The sequence below is a fragment of the Rhizobium sp. R339 genome (assembly GCF_002211395.1).
Classification (GTDB): Bacteria; Pseudomonadota; Alphaproteobacteria; order Rhizobiales; family Rhizobiaceae; genus Rhizobium.
This window is the reverse complement of sequence record NZ_LOKV01000024.1, coordinates 365,884-388,965: the sequence shown is the minus strand read 5'-3', so window position 1 is coordinate 388,965 and position 23,082 is coordinate 365,884. Positions and strand designations below refer to the sequence as shown.

Annotated in this window: 25 protein-coding genes; 8 read left to right on the top strand and 17 right to left on the bottom strand. The window is 59.0% G+C overall.

Annotation, left to right across the window (positions count from 1 at the left end):
• Positions 1-47: 47 nt before the first annotated feature.
• The 6 genes from rplL to secE all read right to left on the bottom strand — a co-directional run bounded on the left by rplL (position 48) and on the right by secE (position 3,395).
• On the bottom strand, positions 48-431 hold the full coding sequence (rplL, locus tag ATY76_RS24745) for a 50S ribosomal protein L7/L12 (RefSeq protein WP_004669074.1): 384 nt from the start codon (positions 429-431) through the stop codon (positions 48-50).
• Positions 432-487: 56 nt separating this feature from the next.
• On the bottom strand, positions 488-1,006 hold the full coding sequence (rplJ, locus tag ATY76_RS24740; protein WP_088677316.1) for a 50S ribosomal protein L10: 519 nt from the start codon (positions 1,004-1,006) through the stop codon (positions 488-490).
• Between the two features lie 328 nt (positions 1,007-1,334).
• A complete protein-coding gene (rplA, locus tag ATY76_RS24735; protein ID WP_088677315.1) occupies positions 1,335-2,036 on the bottom strand; it encodes a 50S ribosomal protein L1 in 702 nt (233 codons plus the stop codon).
• A gap of 4 nt (positions 2,037-2,040) precedes the next feature.
• Positions 2,041-2,472: a 50S ribosomal protein L11 gene (gene rplK, locus ATY76_RS24730; protein WP_009985507.1), complete on the bottom strand. Its 432-nt coding sequence runs from the start codon at positions 2,470-2,472 to the stop codon at positions 2,041-2,043.
• 174 nt (positions 2,473-2,646) lie between these two features.
• A complete protein-coding gene (gene nusG, locus ATY76_RS24725; RefSeq protein ID WP_004669067.1) occupies positions 2,647-3,177 on the bottom strand; it encodes a transcription termination/antitermination protein NusG in 531 nt (176 codons plus the stop codon).
• A 17-nt stretch (positions 3,178-3,194) separates the two neighbouring features.
• A complete protein-coding gene (gene secE, locus ATY76_RS24720; protein ID WP_088677314.1) occupies positions 3,195-3,395 on the bottom strand; it encodes a preprotein translocase subunit SecE in 201 nt (66 codons plus the stop codon).
• A gap of 465 nt (positions 3,396-3,860) precedes the next feature.
• On the opposite strand from secE, the gene ATY76_RS24715 reads away from it, so the two are divergent.
• The 4 genes from ATY76_RS24715 (at position 3,861) to ATY76_RS24695 (ending at position 8,397) form a co-directional block, all read left to right on the top strand.
• Positions 3,861-5,258, top strand: a complete 1,398-nt coding sequence (locus ATY76_RS24715; RefSeq protein WP_088677313.1) for a tyrosine-type recombinase/integrase — start codon at positions 3,861-3,863, stop codon at positions 5,256-5,258.
• A complete protein-coding gene (locus tag ATY76_RS24710) occupies positions 5,255-6,178 on the top strand; it encodes a hypothetical protein (protein ID WP_088677312.1) in 924 nt (307 codons plus the stop codon). The genes ATY76_RS24715 and ATY76_RS24710 overlap by 4 nt, the downstream gene beginning before the upstream one ends.
• 226 nt (positions 6,179-6,404) lie before the next feature.
• A complete protein-coding gene (locus tag ATY76_RS33825) occupies positions 6,405-6,824 on the top strand; it encodes a tyrosine-type recombinase/integrase (protein WP_088677311.1) in 420 nt (139 codons plus the stop codon).
• A 580-nt stretch (positions 6,825-7,404) separates the two neighbouring features.
• Positions 7,405-8,397, top strand: coding sequence for a hypothetical protein (locus ATY76_RS24695; protein ID WP_088677309.1), 993 nt, complete (start codon positions 7,405-7,407; stop codon positions 8,395-8,397).
• Here ATY76_RS24695 and ATY76_RS24690 read toward each other — a convergent pair.
• From ATY76_RS24690 to ATY76_RS24670, 5 genes are all read right to left on the bottom strand, one after another.
• Positions 8,345-8,608, bottom strand: a complete 264-nt coding sequence (locus ATY76_RS24690) for a helix-turn-helix transcriptional regulator (RefSeq protein ID WP_088677308.1) — start codon at positions 8,606-8,608, stop codon at positions 8,345-8,347. The two genes, ATY76_RS24695 and ATY76_RS24690, sit on opposite strands and share 53 nt — an antisense overlap.
• A gap of 280 nt (positions 8,609-8,888) precedes the next feature.
• Positions 8,889-9,338: a hypothetical protein gene (locus ATY76_RS24685; RefSeq protein WP_088677307.1), complete on the bottom strand. Its 450-nt coding sequence runs from the start codon at positions 9,336-9,338 to the stop codon at positions 8,889-8,891.
• Positions 9,339-9,396: 58 nt separating this feature from the next.
• Positions 9,397-10,260: a CBASS oligonucleotide cyclase gene (locus ATY76_RS24680; RefSeq protein WP_088677306.1), complete on the bottom strand. Its 864-nt coding sequence runs from the start codon at positions 10,258-10,260 to the stop codon at positions 9,397-9,399.
• A 9-nt stretch (positions 10,261-10,269) separates the two neighbouring features.
• Positions 10,270-11,040: a hypothetical protein gene (locus tag ATY76_RS24675; RefSeq protein WP_088677305.1), complete on the bottom strand. Its 771-nt coding sequence runs from the start codon at positions 11,038-11,040 to the stop codon at positions 10,270-10,272.
• Positions 11,041-11,054: 14 nt separating this feature from the next.
• Entirely contained in the window at positions 11,055-12,494 is a 1,440-nt protein-coding gene (locus tag ATY76_RS24670; protein ID WP_088677304.1) for a cyclic GMP-AMP synthase DncV-like nucleotidyltransferase, read from the bottom strand.
• Positions 12,495-12,682: 188 nt separating this feature from the next.
• Between ATY76_RS24670 and ATY76_RS24665 the strand changes: the two genes are divergently transcribed.
• Together ATY76_RS24665 and ATY76_RS24660 are read left to right on the top strand one after the other, a co-directional pair.
• Positions 12,683-13,009, top strand: coding sequence for a helix-turn-helix transcriptional regulator (locus ATY76_RS24665; RefSeq protein WP_088677303.1), 327 nt, complete (start codon positions 12,683-12,685; stop codon positions 13,007-13,009).
• Complete coding sequence (locus ATY76_RS24660) at positions 13,006-13,914, top strand: ImmA/IrrE family metallo-endopeptidase (protein ID WP_245310069.1); 909 nt, start codon at positions 13,006-13,008, stop codon at positions 13,912-13,914. Before ATY76_RS24665 ends, ATY76_RS24660 begins: the two co-directional genes overlap by 4 nt.
• A gap of 313 nt (positions 13,915-14,227) precedes the next feature.
• Here the strand turns inward: ATY76_RS24660 and ATY76_RS24650 are convergent, their stop codons facing one another.
• On the bottom strand, positions 14,228-15,274 hold the full coding sequence (locus tag ATY76_RS24650; protein WP_088677301.1) for a hypothetical protein: 1,047 nt from the start codon (positions 15,272-15,274) through the stop codon (positions 14,228-14,230).
• Between the two features lie 192 nt (positions 15,275-15,466).
• Between ATY76_RS24650 and ATY76_RS33820 the strand changes: the two genes are divergently transcribed.
• A complete protein-coding gene (locus ATY76_RS33820; RefSeq protein WP_088677300.1) occupies positions 15,467-15,769 on the top strand; it encodes a hypothetical protein in 303 nt (100 codons plus the stop codon).
• On the top strand, positions 15,747-16,151 hold the full coding sequence (locus tag ATY76_RS24640) for a hypothetical protein (RefSeq protein ID WP_245310066.1): 405 nt from the start codon (positions 15,747-15,749) through the stop codon (positions 16,149-16,151). Before ATY76_RS33820 ends, ATY76_RS24640 begins: the two co-directional genes overlap by 23 nt.
• 87 nt (positions 16,152-16,238) lie before the next feature.
• On the opposite strand, the gene ATY76_RS24635 is transcribed toward ATY76_RS24640, so the two are convergent.
• The 5 genes from ATY76_RS24635 to ATY76_RS24615 all read right to left on the bottom strand — a co-directional run bounded on the left by ATY76_RS24635 (position 16,239) and on the right by ATY76_RS24615 (position 23,010).
• Positions 16,239-17,027, bottom strand: a complete 789-nt coding sequence (locus tag ATY76_RS24635; RefSeq protein ID WP_088677298.1) for a DUF429 domain-containing protein — start codon at positions 17,025-17,027, stop codon at positions 16,239-16,241.
• 9 nt (positions 17,028-17,036) lie between these two features.
• Positions 17,037-18,884: a hypothetical protein gene (locus tag ATY76_RS24630; RefSeq protein WP_088677297.1), complete on the bottom strand. Its 1,848-nt coding sequence runs from the start codon at positions 18,882-18,884 to the stop codon at positions 17,037-17,039.
• A 9-nt stretch (positions 18,885-18,893) separates the two neighbouring features.
• Entirely contained in the window at positions 18,894-19,115 is a 222-nt protein-coding gene (locus ATY76_RS24625; RefSeq protein WP_088677296.1) for a hypothetical protein, read from the bottom strand.
• Between the two features lie 285 nt (positions 19,116-19,400).
• Positions 19,401-21,407 carry a P-loop NTPase fold protein gene (locus tag ATY76_RS24620; RefSeq protein ID WP_348627530.1) on the bottom strand — a complete coding sequence of 669 codons (2,007 nt, stop codon included), beginning with the start codon at positions 21,405-21,407 and terminating at the stop codon, positions 19,401-19,403.
• Between the two features lie 493 nt (positions 21,408-21,900).
• Positions 21,901-23,010 (bottom strand): hypothetical protein, encoded by a 1,110-nt coding sequence (locus tag ATY76_RS24615; protein ID WP_088677294.1) that lies wholly within the window; start codon positions 23,008-23,010, stop codon positions 21,901-21,903.
• Positions 23,011-23,082 lie beyond the last annotated feature (72 nt).

Sequence of the window (23,082 nt, the reverse complement as noted above, 5' to 3'; positions counted from 1 at the left end):
CGGCAAATGGGAGGCGGCAAACGCCACCCCCCAAAAGCAGTTCAAGCTTACTTGACGTCGGCCTTGGCGCCAGCGTCTTCGAGCTTCTTCTTGATGTCAGCGGCTTCAGCCTTGGAAACGCCTTCCTTGACAGCCTTCGGAGCGCCTTCGACGAGGTCCTTGGCTTCCTTGAGGCCGAGACCGGTGATGGCGCGGACTTCCTTGATGACGTTGATCTTGTTTGCGCCGGCATCCGTGAGGATGACGTCGAACTCGGTCTTTTCTTCTTCAGCCGGAGCAGCTGCGCCGCCTGCACCACCAGCAACGGCAGCAACAGCTACCGGAGCAGCGGCGGAAACGCCCCACTTTTCTTCGAGCAGCTTGGAAAGCTCAGCAGCTTCCAGGACGGTCAGAGAGGAGAGGTCTTCAACGATCTTTGCGAGATCAGCCATTTTCTAGTTCCTTTTGTTCGGTTCGAACTGTTGAGTATGTACAGCGAAAAACCGCCTTAAGCGGCTTCGTCCTTCTTGGCGTAGGCCGAGAACACGCGAGCAAGCTGACTTGCCGGTGCTGCAACAACGCCTGCGATGCGGGTAGCCGGTGTCTGGATCATGCCCAGCAGCTTCGCACGCAGTTCGTCCAGCGAAGGCAGGGTCGCAAGCGACTTGACACCTTCGGCGTTCAGCGTTGTCGTGCCCATGGCGCCGCCGAGAACCACGATCTTGTCGTTGGTCTTGGCGAAATCCATGACGACCTTCGGAGCGGTGATCGGATCATTGCTGTAAGCAATGAGGGTCTGACCCTTGAAGAGATCGGAGATCCCTTCCGCTTCCGTACCCTGAAGGGCAATTTTGGCCAGGCGGTTCTTCGCGACTTTGACGGTGCCGCCAGCAGCGCGCATCTTCGAACGAAAATCGTTCATCTGTGCGACTGTAGCACCAGCATAGTGGGCCACGACAACCGAGCCCGATGCCTTGAAGACATCGTTCAGTTCCGTGACGAATTCGCGCTTTTCCGCTCTTTCCACTGCCTATCTCCAGTTGGCGGGACCGTTTGAACGGACCCACCGGGTTGCCTTTGCCTCCCGGGATCAAAAGAGATCCCAAGCGACGCTTGAGGATCCTGTCCCCTCGCGCTCCGCGCCACTTAAGGCAAGGAAGGCACAAGGCATCCAAGGCTCGAACCGATTTCCTAGAAGCAGAACTTCATGCAATTCGGGTCTTACCCGTCTCATGCAGGCAAAGTGATTAAGGGAAAACCACCTGCAATCTCGGACAGGATTCCGGATTTCTCCGGAATATCCCGGCCCCTTGCGAGGCCGGAATTCTTGTTATCAGGCCAAAGCCCGACGAAACTTATGCAGTCGCGGCCGCGGTGACCGAGCCGACTTCGATCTTTACGCCCGGACCCATGGTCGAGGAGATCGCGACGCGCTTGACGTAGTTGCCCTTGGCGCCAGCCGGCTTTGCCTTGATGACGGCGTCGGCGAAAGCGCGGATGTTTTCTTCCAGAGCCTTGGCATCGAAGGAGGCCTTGCCGATGCCGGCGTGGACGATGCCAGCCTTTTCGACGCGGAACTCGACGGCGCCGCCCTTGGAAGCCTTGACGGCTCCGGCGACATCCATGGTGACGGTGCCGACCTTCGGGTTCGGCATCATGCCGCGCGGGCCGAGTACCTTACCGAGACGGCCGACGAGCGGCATCATGTCGGGAGTGGCGATGCAGCGATCGAAATCGATCTTGCCGCCCTGGACGATTTCAACGAGGTCTTCTGCACCGACAACGTCTGCGCCGGCCGCCTTGGCTTCATCAGCCTTGGCGCCACGAGCGAAGACGGCGACGCGAACCGTACGGCCGGTGCCGTTCGGCAGGTTGACGACGCCGCGAACCATCTGGTCCGCATGACGCGGGTCAACACCGAGGTTCATCGAAACTTCGATGGTTTCGTCGAACTTGGCGACAGCCCGCTCCTTGACCATGCCGATGGCGGTCGTCAGAGCGTAGAGCTTGGTCGGATCAACACCTTCGTTGATCTTCTGAGTGCGCTTGCCTGCCATGGTCTTAACCCACCACTTCCAGGCCCATGGCGCGGGCAGAGCCCTCGATCATCGCCATTGCACCTTCGATATCTGCTGCGTTCAGGTCCTTCATCTTGGCTTCGGCGATCGTCTTGATCTGAGCCTTGGTGAGGGTACCGGCCTTTGCGCCCTTGCCCGGGGTCTTGGAACCGGACGTGATCTTCGCTTCCTTCTTCAGCCAGTAGCTGACCGGCGGCTGCTTCATAGCGAAGGTGAAGGACTTGTCCTGGTAATAGGTGATGACGACCGGAATCGGCATACCCTTTTCCATTTCCTGCGTGGCGGCATTGAACGCCTTGCAGAATTCCATGATGTTAATGCCACGCTGACCAAGCGCCGGGCCGATCGGCGGGGACGGGTTTGCCGATCCTGCCTTGACCTGAAGCTTGAGCTGGCCCGCAACTTTCTTAGCCATATCTCTCTGCCTTTCATGAACGGCCGGTTGCCCGGCCCGTGATGCCGGATCGCTCCGGCGGCTGCGGTTGCGTGGTGCGGATCATTAGGGTCCGGCTAAGACCCCTCACCTTCCACGCGGTGCGGACAAGGTCCGCAGGAAACAGGCCGCAAGGGCCAGCTTCCAATTCTGCAATCAGACCTTCTCGACCTGTGCGTATTCCAGTTCGACCGGCGTTGCGCGGCCGAAGATCGACACCTCTACCTTCAGGCGCGAACGCTCTTCGTCCACATCCTGAACCGTGCCGTTGAACGAAGCGAACGGGCCGTCGGAAACGCGGACCTGCTCGCCGATCTCGAAGGTGATGGACGCCTTCGGCCGCTCGACACCTTCCTGGACCTGGCCGAGAATGCGCTCGGCTTCATAATCCGGAATCGGAACGGGCTTATTGTCTGAGCCGAGGAAACCGGTGACCTTCGGCGTATTCTTGATCAGGTGGTAAGCCTCGTCCGTGAGATTGGCGCGAACAAGGACATAACCCGGGAAAAATTTGCGCTCGCTGTCGACCTTGCGGCCGCGACGCACTTCCACCACCTTTTCGGTCGGCACGAGAATCTTCTCGAACAGGTGCTCAAGCCCCTTCTGGCGAGCCTTGTTCTCGATGTCCTCAGCCACCTTCTTTTCAAAATTGGAATACGCGTGGACGATGTACCAACGTGCCGCCATTTTTATCTCCACCCGTATCAGTTGCCGATATTCAGCACGAAGCTGAGGGCCCAGCCGATCAGCTGGTCAGCGGCAAAGAAAAACAGCGCGGCGAAAACCACCATCACAAGCACCATCACCGTCGAGATCATCGTCTCGCGGCGCGACGGCCATGTGACCTTGGACGTCTCGGAGCGAACCTGCTGCAGAAACGCAAATGGATTGGATTTGGATGCCATCGACTGCCCACGCAATTACGGCGCGTAAAGCTGAACATATCAGCCCCACGCACCGCGTGTCTGTTGAACCCTAAATAAACACCGATTTCCGAATACACAAGAGGGAAACCGAAGTTTAACGAAATTAGTTGCCACCAATTATTCCCGCTCCGAAACGCTGCAAGCACGTCCGCGCTGTCCCGTATTCAGGAAAGTGGCAGGGGCAGAGGGGCTCGAACCCCCGACCTGCGGTTTTGGAGTCACCTCCACACCCGTCTGCGCCCATGAGCCGGCTTGTAGCATCATGTCCGCACATGTTGCAAGCGGTTTCATTCAATTTCTCAAGTCATTGAGATCATTGACTTATTTTCATTTCCGGATTTCACTGGCCGAACAACGGGGTGCCGCCGCCGGCGGAGCCGTTGTCCAGTTCCGTTGTCCGAAATTTCCCGATTCCACATTCCAGCAGCAAGGAAAGGAAGCGAAATGAACAGGCAGCATCTGACGGACGACCTCATCGCAGCCCAGCAGTTCCCGACTGACTCGCGCAGGCGGTACGACATCAACGACGCCTCCGTGAAGAACCTGATCGTCAGGATCGGGTCGAAGAGGAAGGTCTTCATGCTGGTCGCCCGCTTCCGCGGCCCGGCGAGCCAGCCCACCCGCCGCAAGCTCGGGCTTTTCCCCGACGAGATGAACACGGAGGCAGCCCGGGCGGCGGCGCACAAATGGAACAGGAAGATCGAAGATCGGATCGACCCCGCGATCGAAGTGGCGGAGGCCAGGAGGATCGAGGAGATCCGCAAGCGAAGCACGTTCGCCTCGGTCGTGGAGGATTACATCGCGTACATACCGGGCCGCGACCGGAACCTCAATGCCGAGCAGGACATCAAGTTCCTGAGAAGGAACCTGCTCAATCCGAAGACAAACCCGTTCGTCGACAAGCCCATCTCGGAGGTCACTGCCGGGCAAATCACCCGCATGGTCAAGAATCTCAAGAAGAGAGCGCCGACCCAGGCATTCCATCTCTTCGTGATGATCAAGACGTTCTTCGGGTGGGCGATGCATCCGGACATCGCCGAGGTAGTGGGTCTCGATCGAAACCCAATCGGATATCTCAAGCCCAAACGACTCGGGCTGCGCATAGTAGACCGCGAACGGGTCTTCGAATACGAGGAGGCGCGGGCGTATCTGATGGCCTCCACCGCCACGCCGTATCCCTACGGCCCCTGCCTCCGGCTGCTGATCGAGACCGGCCAGCGCAGGGGCGTCGTCGCCGCGATGCGATGGTCGCAGCTCAACTTGGACCGGAAACTTTGGACCATCCCCGGCGCCAGGGCCCGGGGGGCGCAGCCCGGCAAGACGTCGAAGCTGGATGGCTCGCACAAGGTCCCGCTCTCCAACCGGGTGGTCGCCCTGCTCCTCGCCATCCGGGAAAGCCAGCCGGCGGGCCACGGGGACTTCGTGTTCAGCACGAGCAACGGCCAGAGGCCGATCGACAATTTCGGCGACCTCAAGGTGCCGAAGAAGGAAAGCGAGAAGAGCGAAACCGAGCTCGCAACAGGAAAATTCGAGCGCCTGATGCTCGAGATCCTGGAGACACTGGGCGTAACGGCGATGGAGGACTGGGTCTGGCAGGATGTCAGGAGGACGGTCCGGACCCACCTCGAGCCGCTCACGGGCCGGGAGGCGGTGGCGGAGGCCGCCATTGGCCACAAGAAGAGAGGCATCGTGGGCGTCTACAACCATCACAAATACCGCGCGGAGATCCGCCGGGGCTTCAATCTGTGGTCCGAGATGCTGCGGGAGGTCGAAAGCGGAAACTGCTCGATCACCGACTGGGAGCACGACCCGGACGCGTTTCGTGACGGAGACGAGCCATGATCTCCCGCGAGGAGCTCTACGCGCTGGTCTGGGCGGGACCCGGCAAGGGTGCCGCCGAGCGCCTTGGGATCTCGGACAGCTATCTGGGACGGGTGTGCACGGCCCTCGACGTTCCCCGACCCTCCAGGGGATGGTGGGCGCAACGGGCGGTGGGGAGGGCGGCGCCGCCTCCTCCTCTCCCGCCGGCCCGTCCGGGCGTTCCGGACCATTGGGCGAAGGGCGGTCCCAGCATAAAGCAGTTCTACCGAAGGGGCATCTGGTGCACCGTGCCGCGCGACGGGAGCCACCCTCTCGTCCACTTTGCGCGACACCTCTTCCGCAAGGCACGGGAAGGCCGGGACGGAAGGCACCTTTCGACTCGAAGCTGCAACGCCATCGACCTGACGACGTCGGCCGATACGCTTGAAAGCGCGCTGTCGCTTGCCAACGTCCTGTTCAAGGCGTTCGAGGCCCGCGGGCATCCCGTGCGCGTCATGTCGAGGAGCGGGTTCATACGGCCGGCTCTGGAGAACTGGGCCCAGCCGCCCGAGAGGACCCGGCACATCCCACCCGCGCTTTGGATGCCGGTCGCGCCGACGATCGTCACGGTCTCGGGGGTGCCGATCGGACTCGCCATCCTCGAGATCAGCAGGGAGGTCGAGATGCGCTACCTGGGCAACGGCGAGTTCGAGCCCGCATCGCCCGGGAGGACGGTCCACGGCATCACCTGGACGGAATGGCGGCGCGTCCCGACGGGCAGACTCAAGCTCGTCGCCTATTCCCCGCACCATCCGGTTCCATGGCGGCAGGAGTGGGTGGAGGCGCGCCGGAATTCGCTCGGCCGGACGACCGAGGCGATCGTCGCCGAACTCGAGGCCGCCGCCCCTATTCTCCCGCATGCCGGCCACTTCCTCCAGCGGGTCCGCGACGACCCGGTCTAGCAGGCCGCAAGTTTTCCGAGTTCGACGTCCATCCACCCACAGGAAAGGAAAGCCACATGACCAGGCACCCACCCACCTTCGCGGCGGCCCTCAAGGCATACATCGCCGAGCTTCCCGAACGCCTGCACGGCGCTGCGCCGGCCTTCTCGACCCAGCGACCAACCCCTTCGCGGAGAAGCCGATCGCGGACGTCACCGATGGAGAGATCCTGGAATTCCTCCACTCGATGCGCGACCGGCCCGCCCTGGAGCGAGAATGCGCCCGGCAGATCCGCTTCCTCTTCGCCTGGGCGATGAGGCGCGAGCGGTTCGGTCTCAAGGCGAACCCCGCCCAGTACGTCCTGCCGGGTCACATTGCCGGCCAGGCCGAGGCCCGCTTCCGCGTCCTGGAGGTCGACGAACTGCATGCCTACCTCGCAGCCGCTGCGACGCTCAAGTCACCCCAGCGGACATTCGCCGAGGGGCTGGCGCTGACGGGCCAGCGTCCCGGCGACCTCGGACGGATGCGATGGTCGGAGCTCGATCTGGACCGGAAAGTGTGGCTGTCTTCGCGATTATCGACGGGGTACGTCCTCAGGGTCGCCCTGTCGGAGGCGTTCGCCGGCCGCCTGGCCGAGATGCGCAGAAATCTTCGCCGATGCCGGTGACTTCGTGTTCGGCGGCAAGCTTGGACACGCCCCCCTGCTGCGTCTCAACCGATTGAGGTCGGTGCTGGAGCGATCGATGGGAGGCGTTCTCGGACATGCCCCGGCGTCGCCGCAAGACGAATGGAGATGGACGGACGTGCGTCGCACAGTGCTCACCATGCTCGTCGAGGGCGGCCTGGATTTCCAGGATGCCCAATGCGCCATAGGACACACATTGCACACGAGCCTGCGTTCATCGGAGCGGATGTTCATCGATCACGCGAGAATTCGCGAGGCCCTGAACAGACACGCAGAAAGACTGGATTCGATCATTCGGCAGTCCGGGCCGAAGCGGCCAATGCCGCCAGCGGTCGCGAGAAGGAATGGCAACGGGTTCCCACCGCCCGTCTGAACCTCGTCGCCTATTCCCCGCACCGCCCCGCTCCCGGCCTCAGGCGCGAGGCGACCGTGCTGGAACCGCACCAAAGCTGCCGCATGCCGGCCCCTTCCATCAACAGGCCGGCGGCGGCCCAACAGCATCGTCAGGGGTGCAGGTTTTCCGAATGCGCCGTCCATCCATCCCAACGGAGAGGAAATCGACATGACCAGACACTCACACACCTTCGCGGCAGCCCTCGCAGCGTATATCGCCGAGCTCCCCGAACGCCGGCACAACCGCTCCGCCGGCCGGGACGCCACATTCCTCGAGCGATATCTCGCAACTGTTCCCTTTTCGGAGAAGCCCATCGCGGACGTCACCGATGGAGAGGTCCTCGACTTCCTCTGCTCGATGCGCGACCGGCCTGCCTTGGCGCGAAAATGCACGCAGAAGATCCGCGCCTTCTTCGCCTGGGCGATGGGACCCCACCGGCGCGCGCAGTTCGGCCTCACCTCGGACCCCGCCCTGTACATACTTCCGCGTCACATCGCAGGCCCGCCCGAGCCCCGCTACCGCTTTCTGGACGACTACGAACTGCATGCCTACCTCGCCGCCGCGGCAACCCTCAAGCCGCATGAGCAGGCACTCGCCGAGGCGCTGGCACTGACGGGAGATCACCCTTCCAAGCTTGGGCGGATGAGATGGTCCGAGCTGGATCTGGCTCGCAAAGTCTGGACGGCTCCGGGAGGAAATGGGGCCATCGCCGTGGTCGCGCTTCCGGACGCGTTCGCCGCCCGGCTGACGGAGATGCGCAGAAATCTTCCCGTCGATGCCGGTGATTTTGTGTTCAGCGCGACCCGGGGACGCACCCCGCTGCTGCAACTCGGCGGTATGAAGTCGAAGCTTGCCCGAGAGATGGGGCGCATCCTGGGAGATGCCCCGGCATCGCCGAGAGATTGGAGATGGCCGGATCTGCGCCGCGCCGTCATCTGCATGGTCCTAGACTGCGCAACGGATCGCGCGGATGTCGTCCGCGCCCCAGCAGACAGTGATGAGGCGATAATCCGCGAAGCGCTGAACAGGCACGCCGATGCTCTGGACTTGATCATGCAGCGCCATCGGGCCGCGGTGGCCACTGCAGCCAGCAGACCCGAAGGTCGGATCATACAGTTTCCGGTCCGTGCGAGGGAGCCGGCTCACGCGGGCGACGCGTGATCGCGACGCCCGGCCCATGATCCGGACCTCCGTCGATGAAGACGACCCCGCCAGACTCGAGAGCGGCGCGGACCTTCTCGATGGATTCCACGAGGACGTTCTGCTCGCCCTTCTCGATCCTGACCAGAATCTGCCGGCTCAGCCCGGCCAGACTGGCGAGCTCCTCCTGGCTAAGCCCGAGGAGCGCCCTTCCCGCCCTGAGGGCGCCCATGATTTCAGACGTCGAATCCATGGATTCGAAAAGGCGACAACCCGGCGCCGTTGTCAACAATTGTGCACAAGGATTCGCTCTTCGCGGTGCATCGCCCGGGGCTATCATGGTTCAGAGGGCCATTCCCGCGCTCGGCAGGACGGACGGGCAACGACATCACGACGAAGGGAGGACTACCGCGAACGCATTCGCTTCCCCTTCAGTGGCCTTCGAAAGTCGGACACCATGCGCACCGCGAGGATCTCAGTCTTGACGGTCATGCATCGTCGACAGACCTCCGTCATCGATGGTCGGCCTTCAGCACGGCAAAGATCCCAAGGAAGGTTGTCGGTCGACGATGCTGGGACCGCATCCCCGTCGGTATCAATGCTGGATGACAATGTATGATCATCCGAGCGAGGAGAACTATCCTGCGATGACCGATCAGACTGCGGGATCGCTCGCCTTTTCCGCGGCCAGTCTTTCCCCCGAACGCAAAAATCTCCTTCACGACAAGAGATATAGCCGGTTCCTCGTTGGCGATGTAGGACGAACTCCTATCCTCGATGCGAGGAACCGGCTTGCCTGCTGCCCCCGTCGAATCCTTGCGCTTCCTCTTATCAAAGTGTCCCTGATGGATATCGTGGTCGACCACGACGTCGACCATGAGGTGGCGCTTTGCATGAAATGCCTCGAGGCCGCGTGGAATCGAGCCCCGCTTCCAGTCGGATCCACCGAAATCAAGATCCATACGAAATTCAACTGCCTATGGTAGACGCGACGAGGAAAGATGCGCGCACTATCCCCATTCATCCATGTCCGGGGAAGTAGTCCCCGAAGATAGTTCGCCAGTCCTCGATCGCCGATCTCACGAAGCCGTAACTCGCGTTGCTTTCAGCGGCGACCGCTTTTCGATACGCGTTGTCCAGAGCGGCAACGATCTTGGCCGCTTCCGACTTTGCGAGATAAGAAGCGACATCGTCGCTATAGCCAGCGGGGTCGGCGACCTTGACCCAAATGTTTCCTCTCATCTTGTCGAACACCCAACGGGCAGCGCTGGCATAGTCACTGATGGTGACCTCCTGAAGGACATGTCTGACCAGTACCTCAAGATGAAAGGAGCGGAACAGGTTTCCATTCGATCGGTTCCAGCATTTGAGCATCTTTATGAGCGGTACCAGCGCACCGTTGTGCGCCTTGTTGGACTGAGACCAGAGTTCGACGTGTTTTTTCGGGTCCGTAGGAATCCACCGTCTGAGATTGGCATCGGGGATAAGAAAGCCTCCACCGTTCCGGTAGAAGCCGGGAACGACATCCACCTCGAAATCCGTGAACGTGATGGTAACTGCCTGTCCGTCAGGCTTAATCCTGGGTGTCGAGGGGTATTTCTTCTTGAGCGTGGTCATTACCGACGTCAAAAGCGAGTGCTGGTTCTGCGCCGCGTAGTACTTCGGATCAAGGACCGCGAACACATCGATATCGGCGCTCTTCAGAGGAGCGATCATTGTGTTGCGGCGATAGGACCCCGTGAGAAAAGTGTCGAGGACGGCAAAGTCCCTCGACAACGCTTCCCGAACGTTCTGCTGGCGCGTGGATGTCGTGCTCTCCTGCAGGCTGGAGATCTCGAGATTGGCCTTGAATTGCTGGAAGGCTCCGGCGATGGTTGTGGCCATGGGTGCGCCTTAAATCCCGATGCGAGCGCGTATGCGCTCCCACTCAGCGGTCAGCGTCGGGTTCTGCTCATTGAAGATCTTCGTGGATAGGAGGATCGCAGCGGTCGATTTGGTTGTCTCATAATAGGCAAAGAATTCGATGATCTGGGCCTGAGTGATGGACTTCGACACCCCACGCCCCCCGTTGAAGAGCCTGTTAAAGTCTTTGAAGAGGTGTTCGCAGCGCATGCGGAGCCATTCCATGCGAACCAGTCGTCCTACGATCTCCCCGCTGAAGATAGCTTGCGCCGCAACGCCGATGACCTCGAGATCGGTAGAAGGGTACGCCATCGCCGCAATCCAGACCACGAGATAGCCAAGCGTCGTTATCCGCTGGGACCGTAGCATCTTGCCAATAATGGAGCGCGTGAAGAACACGCTCTCCATGGAATTCGCTGCCAACCGCCTGAGCGGATTGGTCTGGTCGTTGTTGTAATAGCCAACAGTCTCCTCATGCGTGAGCGTGACGTTGAAGCTGTTCGATAGCACCTCTTGCCGCCTGGCATCCTCGGCTCTCGGGAAGAGGTACATGTTCTGGACCTGTCCATGCACGAAGAACAGCAGGGCACCGATCAGAAACGCTATCTGGAGAGCGATGTTCGCCTCCGGATGCGCAGCCTTGTCGACGAAGAGAACGACAATAGACAGAGCGGAGATCGCCCAGAACAGCCATCCTCCGATCTTGTCCATCAGGACGAGCGGGTCGTAGTAGGTTTTCCCGACGGTATCGACCTTAGGCATTCATTCCTCCTGGGTTACTTGATCACGACGTAGAACGGGTCGCTCTGACCAACGACACGGTCATCGCGTCGCCTGATGATGAACGCTTCGGCCATATGGACCCCGCGGTATTGCAGCCCTTCCCAGCGGCGATCGCCGTCGGTGGGTTTTTCGAAGCCGCCCCTACCGCATTTCTGAGCCATCGCGGCAGCGCCCGTGTTCGTGATACGCCAGCGGACGTAGCAGTCGGATGGCACGGTCTGGAACTTGTTGATGCGGACATCGAACCAGAGTCCACCACTGGGAGCGAGCGCTTCGCCAGAGCTTATCCGATGCCCCCTTCCCTTCACCTTGGTAGCGCTATGCTCCGCAAAAACCTGGACATTGCGCGAGACGGTTTCCGCCATCGGCCATGGCGGCGTCTGCTGGTGCCGCGGCTTGCTGAAGACGGCCGGAAGGATTCCAACCCCGTAGTCGATCACGGTATCGACGAGTCCATCAAGATGGGCGGCTGTGTCCATGAGAAGGACACGCGCGCGATCGGTCACAGAGGCTTCGGCCTTCTTGACGTTCTCGCCCTTCGCGAAGTCATCGCCGAAGACCCTGCGCCATTTCTCGATGCTTTCGGCGCGGTTCGGAGCCTCGATGGCTTCATCGATCCACGTCCGGTACTTGTGGACGAAGTTGCGAAAGTTTGCGTACTGGGTGTCGTTCCAGAGATCCGGGAAGTCCTGCGACTTCAGCGACGGGTTCTCCACTCTCGGCTTGTCGGGCCGCTCCTGCAGCCAGTCGTCGAGCCGGCCCATAATCGTCTGAAGGGCACTGGGCGTGTCGGCGAACGCCGTCGAGTCCTTGTCCCACCACTCGATCCGATGGCCGATCAGGGTCGTCAGCAGGACTGACTGGCAACTGAACCGCTTCTTGATGTCGCGGATATACTTGATCAGCCGCGTTGCCTTCCGGAAGGAATTGTTGCCCGAATATCCGTTTCTTTCCTTTATCCAGCGGGTGTACTCGATCGGCTGGGACTCTTCGAACTCGTCGGCGCGCTTGTTGCAGACCTCGAGCGTCCCCTGATACTCGCGATCCGTCACCAGCGGCGCGATGTCGATCTTGCAATCATCGGCGTAGGTGATGGTGACGCAGTAATCGTAGACGACCGTCATCTCGCCATAGCGCTTGCTGTCTCGGAAGACGCGGCCGAGTTCTTTCACGTACTGCGCGGCGCTCCAACCGTTGACGGTTTTAACCTTCACAAGCAGGTCCGCGTCGAACTCTCCCTTGTCGACGGGACGGATGATCGTGTCGTGCGCCCACGACCCCTGCTCGATGAAGCGAAGGATCTGCGGATCCCAATCGGACGCCTTGAGAAAATCCTTGATGGCGTCGACACGAGCTGTGAGCAAATCGATACGTGTTTGATTGAGATTGACCGTATCCGTCAGGAAATCCTTGAAATCACTTACAAGCTTCATGCTTCTTTCCGATCTCGTTTTTGGCGCTACGGCTAAGGTTCCGTCCGGTCTCGGCGCTCCGAATATTGTTCGTTATAATGCTTCATTAAGTATCGCTACGCCGAACAAGATGGGGATGTTGATTTCCGGAGTCAAGGCCCGTACTGTATAGCTACACCGAACGATAATAAGCGACGAACGGTTCCGCCATGACCCAACCAACATTCGGCAAGAAAATCAAAGAACTGCGCACGAAGAAGGGGCTGACCCTAGACCAGCTCGCGACCGCGACTGGTTCGTCAAAGAGCTACATATGGGAGCTGGAGAACAAGGATCCGCCGCGCCCTTCTGCTGAAAAGCTCGCCGCAATCGCAGTGGCCCTTGAGGTCACTACCGACTACCTGATCGGACGTGAGGAGGTTACCCTCGCCGACGCACAGGATAAGGCCTTCTTCCGCGAGTACAGCCAGATGGATCCTGACACGCGCGAAAAAATCCGGGCGATGGCCAGGGTTCTCGGAGGCAAAAAGGAGTGACCCCTAAGTCGCCCAGAGCCGTAGCAAACAATATCTCGCTGGTGCTGAACACGATGTTCGGCAATGACAGGTTTGAGCGCGGGCCTGTGAACGTGGATGAAGTCGCTCTCGAATACACAAGGCAGATCTCTCCCGCCAGTCACATAGAGCAGATCGTCGGCGATGATCTGCCGGGATGCGAAGGTGCCCTAGTGCCGGGTGACACCACGCCGCGGCGTTGGGCGATCATGTACAACAAGACCCAGAATCCGGGGCGCCGCGCCTACACCGTAGCGCACGAACTCGGACATTTCATGCTTCATCGAGACCTGGTCGACAAGGATCCAGATTTCGACGGCGGGTTCTACTGCACGAAGGAAGCCGTCGAACACGGTGCCGGACGAAACATCGAGAAGGAAGCGAACGAGTTCGCTGCCACCCTGCTCATGCCCCTGGATGACTACAGGCGGCTCATTCCCTCCGATCAGCTCGCTGACTTCTCTCGTTTGGGCGAAGCGGCTGCAAGGTATGGTGTGTCGCTCACGGCCGCGACACTGAGGTGGCTCGAGTATACAAAATCGCGCGCCATGGTCATCGCGTCCGTGGATGGCTTCGCACTCTGGGCAAAATCTAGCGATGCGGCCTTCAAGTCAGGTCGCTTTCTCCGGACTAAAAGCGACCTGTTTGAACTGCCTGCCGCTTCTCTTGCAGTCAGCAAGCTGTCGCGAGACGAATCCTTGGAGGGCATTCAGCAGAAAGCAGGCGTCTGGTTTCCGGAGCCGACTTTCGAAATGTGCATGAGGACAGATCGATACGACTTCGAGCTGACGCTTCTTCATCTCGAAGGCACGGCGCCAGCCTATCAGGCCGAAGATGAGTTTCAGGACTCGTATACGCAATTTTTCCGACTGCGGACGCGGGCGTAGACCACGCCTGGCTACACGGCCTCCACCCATGCGCCGGGCTTCGCTAGTTCAAGCGCGTTCTGGATCGTGATGCCTTCATCCGAACCGACTGTATATGTCGCCGCATGACCTAGTCCGCAGAACCGGAGCGTCAGACCCGCGGCCAGAACGAGAGCAATTGGGTTAGTGGATCCGACATGCCTCAGGGTATCGTGGAATGACATTGTGCTGCCTCCGCCCATCTGTCGAAGACGCGATAAGAACACGTATTCCCGCGAGGCTCAACCAACCGTTTGGACGCCGCTCATGGCGAGAATTTGGACTGCGCGTTCCCTCAAGAAAGGAACAGCGCTTCATCAAGATCATTCGGCAGTTCTTCTTCCTTCCAGAAAAAGTCAGCGAGACTGTTCCCTGTCTCGTCGCGAGGAGGATGGCCGTCTCTATATAGGTTAAAGCCCTCTTTTAATTTGATGTCGCGCAGGGTACCGCCACCGAGTCCGATCGTTGCGTTGGTGAAGTCGCAGAATTGGAATTTGTGCGCCCTGAGATCCCCAGCCGAGATTTCGGAAATGGTGCACATATCGAAAATGCACTCTTTCATGGTCGTTTTTCTGAAATCCACATTAGCTCCGGAAACGACTACATTGGTTAGGCGCACTATGCGTCCCGCCATGCGCGCATATTCTCGGGTGGAGATTGTACCCCCTTCGAAAAACAATCGCGACACCGCAGGGATGAAATCCCATTCACCCCGGTTCACGATTGTGGCCTTGTCGCGCTTGAACATCCCTTGAACGCGCGAGTTTACTCCTTTGTCCTCAGCAATACGGAGTGCGGCGAGTACGGCGCGCCTGGAGCGAGCCAGACCCTTGCTGCCGTATGTTTCCGTCAGAACATCGACGAGAAGATCGACGGCTTCGACCGAATAACGCCGTCGCTCGTCTTTGATAACGATTTCGAGCGCAGTTACTCCCGCGATTAACTGCGGGAGCTTCTCTGTTTCTGTTATCAGTTTTGCACCGTCGAGGAGCAGCTTTGCTAGGTTCTCATCCTCCTTGGTGTCGTTCTGACGAACGACCTGCGCTACTTGATTGGCTTGGTACTTTAACTGTTCGGCTTGATAGTCCAGTTGGCGGGCGTTGAGGACACCGCGCCATGCCACCGTGAAGAATGTGACGAGAGCAATCATGGCGGCGCCAAAAGGAGTAAAAGCCTGTGCGCGAGGGAGTGTTTTCACTGGGTCGTCTGTGAAAATCCAGAGCCCCGCTGTGGCGAACAGAATGGAAGTCAACACCACAGCGGTGATCGCCAATGCGAACCAAGTCTCAGCCTTAACCTGTGGACCTTCTTGCGCCCTGTTTTCAACTTCGCTCTCGGCCATATGCCCTACCCCAATTTTCTAAGGAGCAGATACCATGAGTCCTCGTAACAAACGGTTGAAACACGACAGGACGTATTCTGAATAAATTTAATGTGGCGGCCCTTGCGCCGATTGGTTTCGCCCGGACGATTGTCAGTGGAGATGGTTTCAGGGGGACCGTACAGGACAAGGCACGTCCCGTCCGCGCTGTGGATGCCGCCCGCGCCAACGATCGTCACCGTCTCGGGGGTTCCGATCGGACTCGCCATCCTCGAAATCAGCAAGGAGGTCAAGATGCGCTACATGGGCAACGACGAATTCAAGCGCGCCTCGCCCGGCACGACGGTCCACGGCATCACCTGGACGGAATGGCAGCGCGTCCCGACGGGCCGCCTCAAGCTCGTCGCCTATAGATCCGATAGATCGACTGCCGCACCAGCGCGAGGAGGGTACTATGCCACGACGGAAGCCGAAGCCACGCCCCGCTGTTGCCATGCCGGAAATCGAGGTCGGTGACTGGCATGGGGAGTTCGCTGGCTCACCCTCTGGCAATATCGGTCAACACATACAGCTAGGGCCGCCCTTCATGGTCGCAGAGTTTACCTACTTGCTCGCCGGAGCGGTGGTCATTTCCCCGATCAGAAAAATCCGTTGGCCAGCGGTAGTCTCCTTTTGGGTCCGAACGCCGTTGACACCCGAGAGGGTCGAAGCCGGCCTAGTGTTCAAGTCCGATGAAATCCCGTCTGTGAATGTCAGCTTCGAAGTCACGCGGCAGCAGTTCACCGAGACCTGTTGGCTGTTCAGGGAAAAACTGCTCAAGGACTTTCATTTCCGAATTGGGCCCGGGACGGATAATCATTGGCCGCTGGAGAGGTGGGGAGCGAGTTTTCAGCTTTGATTGACCGCGATTGCGGATGACCTCCGCCAAAAAGTCGGCCTTAGCCTCCCGTAAGGCTTCTCTTGCAGGAAAACGGGCCTCCAATCTTCAAAGCGCTTCCGGCACCCAGATGGCGGAGTCTTGATCGCCATACGCAATCGCACGACCATCTAGTGCACAGGCTCCGACCCAAGCGCACACGATCGAGTCGAGCGCGTCCTCAAACGCCTTGAGCTCATGCCCCTGAGCGTCGATCGGCGGCAACGGCAGCGCGTCTAAGACTCCTGGAATCCTGGCGTCAAGCAGCTCGAGTATCCGTCCCCACGTCTGCAGCAGGTTCGCCCGCCGATCGGCGGAACTGATGTCGGGCCAGTACTTACTTATTTTCGATTGTTTGTAGGGGAGCCTGCGATCGGCTGCGGCAAGCTCGATAAGTGCTGGGTGGGGATAGACTTCGATGAGAGCTGGTCCATTCAGTTCCGATACGGCCAACGGATATCCGGCGATCTCGAAACCGGTCCGGAGTTCGTCACTGAGCCTGCCTGGTCGCTCGGCGCTCGGCGTATGTGTGCTTGCATGCCTGGCACCGTAGACCGCCGAAATCATGTTATCCGAACTCCTGCGGGCAACGATTCGCGACAGGGACAACGGCATATCGATGGCAACAAGATCGACTTGTGCACCCACCTTTCTGTTGGCTGCGGTGATCAGTGAGGAAGCTTCTGGCATTGATCCTCTGTGCCGCGCAATTGGATCGGCACCTGCGCGGCTCAGGAATGCATCGTAGGAAGCGGCGACAGCTATCAGCCGCCAACCACGGCCGTTGTCGGAGATGATTGCGATCCCGCTCGGCTGGCGTACAGTCCAGGCGGCGTCGATGCCGACAACCGATCTCACGATTGCCCCTCAGACGGTTTCGACGTCTTCTGCTGCAAGTCCCTGGATCTTGAGTTCGGCGCCGACCCACTTTCGCGCTGCGGTCATGCTCTGGCGATAATCGTCCGCAGCGAGGGAGAGCGACTCCGGTGAGGTGGCGCGATCGAGGTCTTCAAGCGACCATCCATCGACCAGCCGTTTGCTGATCGCGAAACATGTCGCCTTGCCTACGCGAAAAGCCGTTGAACGCTGCGCCGCCCGTAAAATGATCCTTCTCAGTTCCTCGGCTTCCATCTGTCCGGCGAAGAGAACTTCGAGCTCCGCAGTCATTCGCTCCACTGCAGAATAGAGGCCGTTGATGAAAAGGGTCTGTGCATCTTTGTAGTACCGTCCGGCACGCCCCTTCATCTGCTTCTCGTCGATCTCGGTCGGATCATCCAGAATCTCGATGGTCGGTGCCCTCTCGAGGGCCTGGGCCTCTTTTGAAAGCTTGGCGCCTTCGGGTGCCTTGCGGACCTTCTTGTCCGTTGCCCGCTGTCCGCCACTTCTTTCGCCGCGGAGGAAACGGCCCTCCTCGTCATCGATGGGTTCTACGGCAGCGGAGCGTGCTTCATCAAGCCCAGGATCGCTGTCGTCCGTGCGATCCGGAGCTTTCAGAGACTTGACGTAGGTGGTCGTCGGAAGGCGGAACTCGTCCAGAAGTTTCTGTAGATCCTTCTGCAGATCGTCGAGGTTTTCGTCACGGGGCGGATGAGCCTCTCGGATCACGTCCTTCACCCACTCGGGCATGAGCTCACGCACACTGCCCGCGAAGTCGTCCGTTGAAATAGGATTCCGCTCTTCGACCGTCGTGAGCGCGTCGCGGTACTGGTTGGGGAGCGCGTCGTCATCCGGAAGATAGATCTCGACAGTGAGAACGGTCGAGCCGAAGGGAATGCCGTAGTTTGGCGCTACCGCGGACCACTTCTTGCCAGTGCGGAAATCGTATCTTTCTCCCTTGTGAACGAGCGCGCAGAATGTGGTCGACGACGTGGCGGGGTTGTTTAGCGCACTGATGGAGTGGCTGTAACTCTGATGCTTAGGGTCATGGATGTACTGAACCTTGATCCCGGTTTCAACGCACGTGATGATTTCTGCTTTAGGAAGAGATGGAACAACTTCCTGCAACGTCTTGAGCGTTCGGGTTCTTCCGGTTTCATCTTTGCCGCCCCCCTTTGTCATTGAGACATCCAGCATGACCTTCACGCCCGGGCGAAATTCCGCAAAGCGCCGAAATATCTGCGTTGCAACGTAGCTCCGGTCGACCCTGATACCTTTCCCTACAGGCTCCAGAATTGTGTCATGATCGTCGTCCTCGCCCATCAGGACGACCTCTGTCCAATCCGGGGCCAGGTCAACCGAGTGTCGCAGCGTGTAGCTTACATCGAAGACGGATTCTTGCCTCCCCTGCACATCGAAAGTGAACCGAACGAACGTTTCAGCTTCCTCGTCGTATCCGATCGTAACCTCGTGCACGACGCCATTCTTGCAGGAGCGATAACGGATACCCGCGGGCGAGACTGTAAGGCCTGAGACCTTTGCCCCGATCCCAAAGTTTCCCTTCAGGGACATCTGCTTGTTGATCGACGCAGAAATGTTCGTCGCCGTCCGTAGCTCGGTCGCGTCCATTCCTGGCCCGGTGTTCCAGAAGGTGAGCTTCCGCACCCCCTCGATGACCGTAGGATAGATGCGGACTAGCCGTCGCCCTTCCGGTGCAAGCGAGGCGCTCTCCTGAGCATTCATAAAGAACTCGCGGACCAAGGTATGGCGAGGAGCCTGCCCAATCATCCGATTGATCAGGAATCTGTCATCCTCGATAGTCAGGCGCTCGTAGCTCATAGACGGTTCCTACAGCTTGAAGACGTCTTTTTCGGACACACCCGATGTTCCGAATTTCCGCTCAAGTTCCGATGCGGCATCCCGGAGCGCCTTGATGATTTTCTTCACGTCACCATCATCGAACTCGTAGGCGCGACGGTTCGACAGATTGCCGATCTTCCGGATGGCATCCAATGCAGCCTGCGTACGGCCCTCCGCAAGCTTTACGAACTTCTCTCTTTTTTCGTCCATTTTGGTCTCGCGATATTCGAACTAAGACAGGATGCCACGCTGATTGCGACTGTCAACAATTCTCGGCGCATAGTTTGGAGAAATTCATGTAGATATTCTCTCAGTTCTGTCTCAAGGACTTCCGCGGCCAACCTGCTCTGACACCGCAAAACGTGACAGCCGTCCCCTTCGGGCGCGTCAGCCGTCGCCGCTCCTCTGCCGATCTCCTGTCGTCCGGCCGATCGGCATAAACGCCCGTACGACGACGAAGCCGAGCGACGTTGGGGGCGACGTGTGGCTAACCCCCTAGGTGACAGTATCGTCATCACTCGCCCTTGGCTTACGTGATGACCTCGGACGCTTCGGGCGTGGCAAATCAACCTCCTGAACGGATTCCGAGTCGCGCTCGAGATTATCGAGTTCGAGGGCGGCAACGGTCGTAACTATCGGCTCTTCTGCATCTACTGCCTTGGGAATGGCACGCAGCAATCTGAACTTGGCGAGTCCCTCGAGCTTCGCCGACTCTTCGGCAAGAAGTCTGACGACTTCTTTGGCCCATGGCCTTTCGCGGGCGAGATCGGTCACCTGGAATGACGACTTATATCGTTGATCGATGGCATTTCCGATCCAGTACCAGCCGCTCCTCGGCGCATTGAGAAATGCAGCAACAAACACCTCCGGCGAGATCTTATCGAGGGCAGCCACATGGGCGAACGTGTTGTTTCCTTTGTAAGTCTGAACGAATTTCTCGAAGAATTCCTTGCCATCGTTCAGGAGTTCGATGATGACGGGGGCCTGCTCGATCAGCCATTTGTCCAACGCGTCCTCCTGTACGCGGCGCAGGTGGCTCACGATCTGGCTGAAGAATGGCCTCATATCGTCCGAGACCCAGAAACCGGTTCCATCATGTGAAGAATAGCGCTCCAGGCGCCAGTCATACGACAGTGTTCTTGGCGGGATTTGCCCCTTCGCATGCATCGCATCGATGTAGGCGTTGGCCTCAGTCACGGACGCGTCCGGAGTCATCCCTGAGATCCCCTGTTCCGCCATCATCAGCCGGAGAGCAAGGACATGAAGGATCTCGCCCACGCCAAGCGGCTCCAGCTCTTCGAATTGCCTGCTCATCTCGTTGACCGCCGTCTGGACAGTCTGGTCATCAAGATTGTCAAATTCCATCACAGTCCGCCATGCAGGCGCGTCCGCGGGAACAAGGAAGTGGCGGCTGTGTTCGAGGGAATTCCTGATCGCGGCAGGATCGAAAACCCCCTTTACGAACATCTGCACGAGAAGGTCGTCCTGTAGGGTCTGGCTCGCCAGATCCACAAGCTGGTAGCGCTCCGAAGCCGTCGCTAGAGCCGACTGGGCTTCCCCACGTTTCGATCTCATGCGATCCACCAGGTCGCCCGGCTCCAGCGTCCCGTTTCGCGTTTCGATGGCGAAGACCGTCATCATGGCCACGCATTCGGCCATTGCATCGGCGCTGGCCCGATGCTTTTCGTCGACAACCTCGTAGAAACGCCGAATATCCTCGATTGCATATTTCAAGATGCGCAGAGATTGCGCACCCGAACTCGCGAAGATATTCAGGATGTCGTCAATAAACGGATCGATGAACCCGCCGAACTTTGTTCCTTCGACTGGCTTCCGGAATGCCCTGATCGCATGGTCGATCTGCGGAGTTGCCTGAATGGTCTGACCGAACAGCTTCTCCTTCGAATCCTTGAAATAGGAGTCGAGCACCTTTCCGTCGTGGACAATCACGATGACGCGGCAACCAGAATGCTCGACGTAGTGGTTGATGACGCCTAGCAGGATCTTCCGGGGCATCAGGCTCCGTTCGAGATCATCGAACACAAGTACATATTCGTTGGTGACGCCCTGCTCGAGGAAAGCGCCGAACAGAGCCGGAGTCAGGCTTCCAAACGAGAAGAGGCCGCTTGCATCACGCAATGCCTGCTTGGCTTCCCCCACAAAGCTTTTGATGCGGTGCCGCGTGGGGTACATCTTGGCGAATACGGCCGAGCGGAGTTCGTCTGCTGTCCGCAAACCGTAGAGCGAAATGTAATGGAACTCGTCCTCGTCCAAGGCGCGCTTGACCTGATGCGTCTTGCCTACGCCCCACTCGCCAGTGACCATGACGGCGAACCCCGGGGACTTCAGCCTCCTGTAGTAATTCAGATAGTCCCTCAGTTGAGACGGCGGACCTCCGGCTTTTCGTTTCCGTGGAGGAAAATCGAGAGGAAACGCACGCCTCCACCAGGCGAGGCCATGCTTCCTGAGTTTTCTTCTAAATCGGCGTTTCCAGGTCGTCATCGACGTGCTCTTCCCCTGAGCGTAATTTCGCGTGGCTGCAACTGAAGCAGGCCGTATCGAAGTACATAACCTCGGCCAGCCTGGGTTGCATCCGGCGGATTGCCTTGTGCACGGTTGTTTTGATTAATGATCAGAATTGCGAAGCCTAATACGATACGGTTCGCATCGTTCCAACAAGGATAGAATGAGGTCCTTCGGCCGGCGAATGATGGCACTTCTGCGGGTGGGGTGGTCACCGCTCTTCGAGGATTTGACCGAAGACAGCCTGCCCGCGAACGTGGAAACATTCGGCCGCTCGCCATCGTGCGCCGTTCGAGGACGTGGAGGATGCCTTGCGCAACGCAAACCGCTCCCCTTCGGACTTGCATCCTACGCCGTGACGAACAACGTGAGGAGAGCGCACGAGATACCTTGGGAGGCAACCGTTTCAAGTTGAATCAAGTCGATGCAAAGCCGGACATCAAACTCGTTCAAGGGCGACGGCGATCCCGTATCAGAGCTGGAAGGTTTCGAATCCAAGGAAATCGGCGTCGTCTACTCGACCAAAGTAAGTGCCGTCCGGCATAAGGCTTCCCAGGAGCTCTCGTTCAACGCGCGAGCGATCATCGATCAAACCCTCGAACAGTCCGGTGAACTCCAGGACTTGAGACACATCTCCCCTAGCCAGATTCTCAAGCCGCCGAAGCGTCGACGTCTCGATGCCGAAGCCATGCCAGGCCTCGTGCGGATCCCAAGCGGCCGCAAGCGCCACCTTGTACTGGCCGACCCGGAAAACGGGTAGGATATAGTCCTCGACATCGCGCTCATCCTGCCGCAGACGGGATCCTGCAGAGGAGAACCCCATGACGTGCAGCCAGCCCGCGTAATTTCGTCGCCGCACCCAGGTCGGATCGAGTTCCAGCGGCTCGTCGCCGGGCAGTCCACTGGGATCGACAAAGATGAGAGCGGAATCCTCCATCTGGCTGCGTTCCCGAATGCAAGTGTAGGTGACGAACCCTTTCGCCGCTGGCGGCGAAATCTTCGCAAGCCACGGCTCGACCTGATCCTTTAGGGCCGCCTTCAGAACAGTTTTGACCTTTGTCGGATTGTTCGTCTCCTGCGAGAACGACCCCTTGGACTCGAGGATCATACGATCCTTTGCCGCGTTTTCGAATATGAAATCCGCTGCCTGAACGCCCTTGGGAACTGCGGGATCCGAGCTAAGGTGTCCGGTGAAGACGTAGCCGCGCTGGTTTGCAAAAAGCATCGCGATGCCTTGGGCGATGCGACCGTTGAAGCTGGTGAAAGCGAAATCGTTGAGGACATCCGAGATGTCGTCGACAACCCTGAGATTCGAACTATGCACGTCTAAGATGACACAGGATTGCATCAGGAATGCCAGCCCAGGGAGCAGTGGGTTGGTGTTGTTGAGGAAGTCGGCCTTCGCGATCGCGTGTGCGAGCTCCCAACCTGAAAAATGGAGACGCGGACGCTCGTTCGCAAGGCATCCCCAATCCGGATTGTTGGGCAGTCGTGGCTTGGAGACGCCGGCGTTGTCCCATTCCCAGACGCGGACGCTCTTGGTGCCCAGCATGAATACCAGTTTCAATAGTCCGCCGATCATGTCTGCTCCGGGTTTGGGATGGGAAGGCGACGTAGGATCTACGCGAGTCGCCTAAATTCTTCACCACCCACA

Excerpts from the sequence above, each read along its gene's own strand:
- ATY76_RS24675 (WP_088677305.1), bottom strand. The coding sequence starts at position 11,040 with ATGCCTAAGGTCGATACCGTCGGGAAAACCTACTACGACCCGCTCGTC.
- ATY76_RS24690 (WP_088677308.1), bottom strand. The coding sequence starts at position 8,608 with ATGGGCGCCCTCAGGGCGGGAAGGGCGCTCCTCGGGCTTAGCCAGGAG.
- ATY76_RS24685 (WP_088677307.1), bottom strand. The coding sequence starts at position 9,338 with ATGGATCTTGATTTCGGTGGATCCGACTGGAAGCGGGGCTCGATTCCA.
- ATY76_RS24670 (WP_088677304.1), bottom strand. The coding sequence starts at position 12,494 with ATGAAGCTTGTAAGTGATTTCAAGGATTTCCTGACGGATACGGTCAAT.
- rplA (WP_088677315.1), bottom strand. The coding sequence starts at position 2,036 with ATGGCAGGCAAGCGCACTCAGAAGATCAACGAAGGTGTTGATCCGACC.
- ATY76_RS24620 (WP_348627530.1), bottom strand. The coding sequence starts at position 21,407 with ATGACGACCTGGAAACGCCGATTTAGAAGAAAACTCAGGAAGCATGGC.
- rplK (WP_009985507.1), bottom strand. The coding sequence starts at position 2,472 with ATGGCTAAGAAAGTTGCGGGCCAGCTCAAGCTTCAGGTCAAGGCAGGA.
- ATY76_RS24695 (WP_088677309.1), top strand. The coding sequence starts at position 7,405 with ATGACCAGACACTCACACACCTTCGCGGCAGCCCTCGCAGCGTATATC.
- ATY76_RS24710 (WP_088677312.1), top strand. The coding sequence starts at position 5,255 with ATGATCTCCCGCGAGGAGCTCTACGCGCTGGTCTGGGCGGGACCCGGC.
- ATY76_RS24665 (WP_088677303.1), top strand. The coding sequence starts at position 12,683 with ATGACCCAACCAACATTCGGCAAGAAAATCAAAGAACTGCGCACGAAG.
- ATY76_RS24715 (WP_088677313.1), top strand. The coding sequence starts at position 3,861 with ATGAACAGGCAGCATCTGACGGACGACCTCATCGCAGCCCAGCAGTTC.
- ATY76_RS33820 (WP_088677300.1), top strand. The coding sequence starts at position 15,467 with ATGCCGCCCGCGCCAACGATCGTCACCGTCTCGGGGGTTCCGATCGGA.
- ATY76_RS24640 (WP_245310066.1), top strand. The coding sequence starts at position 15,747 with ATGCCGGAAATCGAGGTCGGTGACTGGCATGGGGAGTTCGCTGGCTCA.
- ATY76_RS24680 (WP_088677306.1), bottom strand. The coding sequence starts at position 10,260 with ATGGCCACAACCATCGCCGGAGCCTTCCAGCAATTCAAGGCCAATCTC.
- ATY76_RS24625 (WP_088677296.1), bottom strand. The coding sequence starts at position 19,115 with ATGGACGAAAAAAGAGAGAAGTTCGTAAAGCTTGCGGAGGGCCGTACG.
- ATY76_RS33825 (WP_088677311.1), top strand. The coding sequence starts at position 6,405 with ATGCGCGACCGGCCCGCCCTGGAGCGAGAATGCGCCCGGCAGATCCGC.
- secE (WP_088677314.1), bottom strand. The coding sequence starts at position 3,395 with ATGGCATCCAAATCCAATCCATTTGCGTTTCTGCAGCAGGTTCGCTCC.
- nusG (WP_004669067.1), bottom strand. The coding sequence starts at position 3,177 with ATGGCGGCACGTTGGTACATCGTCCACGCGTATTCCAATTTTGAAAAG.
- ATY76_RS24650 (WP_088677301.1), bottom strand. The coding sequence starts at position 15,274 with ATGGCCGAGAGCGAAGTTGAAAACAGGGCGCAAGAAGGTCCACAGGTT.
- ATY76_RS24615 (WP_088677294.1), bottom strand. The coding sequence starts at position 23,010 with ATGATCGGCGGACTATTGAAACTGGTATTCATGCTGGGCACCAAGAGC.
- rplL (WP_004669074.1), bottom strand. The coding sequence starts at position 431 with ATGGCTGATCTCGCAAAGATCGTTGAAGACCTCTCCTCTCTGACCGTC.
- ATY76_RS24630 (WP_088677297.1), bottom strand. The coding sequence starts at position 18,884 with ATGAGCTACGAGCGCCTGACTATCGAGGATGACAGATTCCTGATCAAT.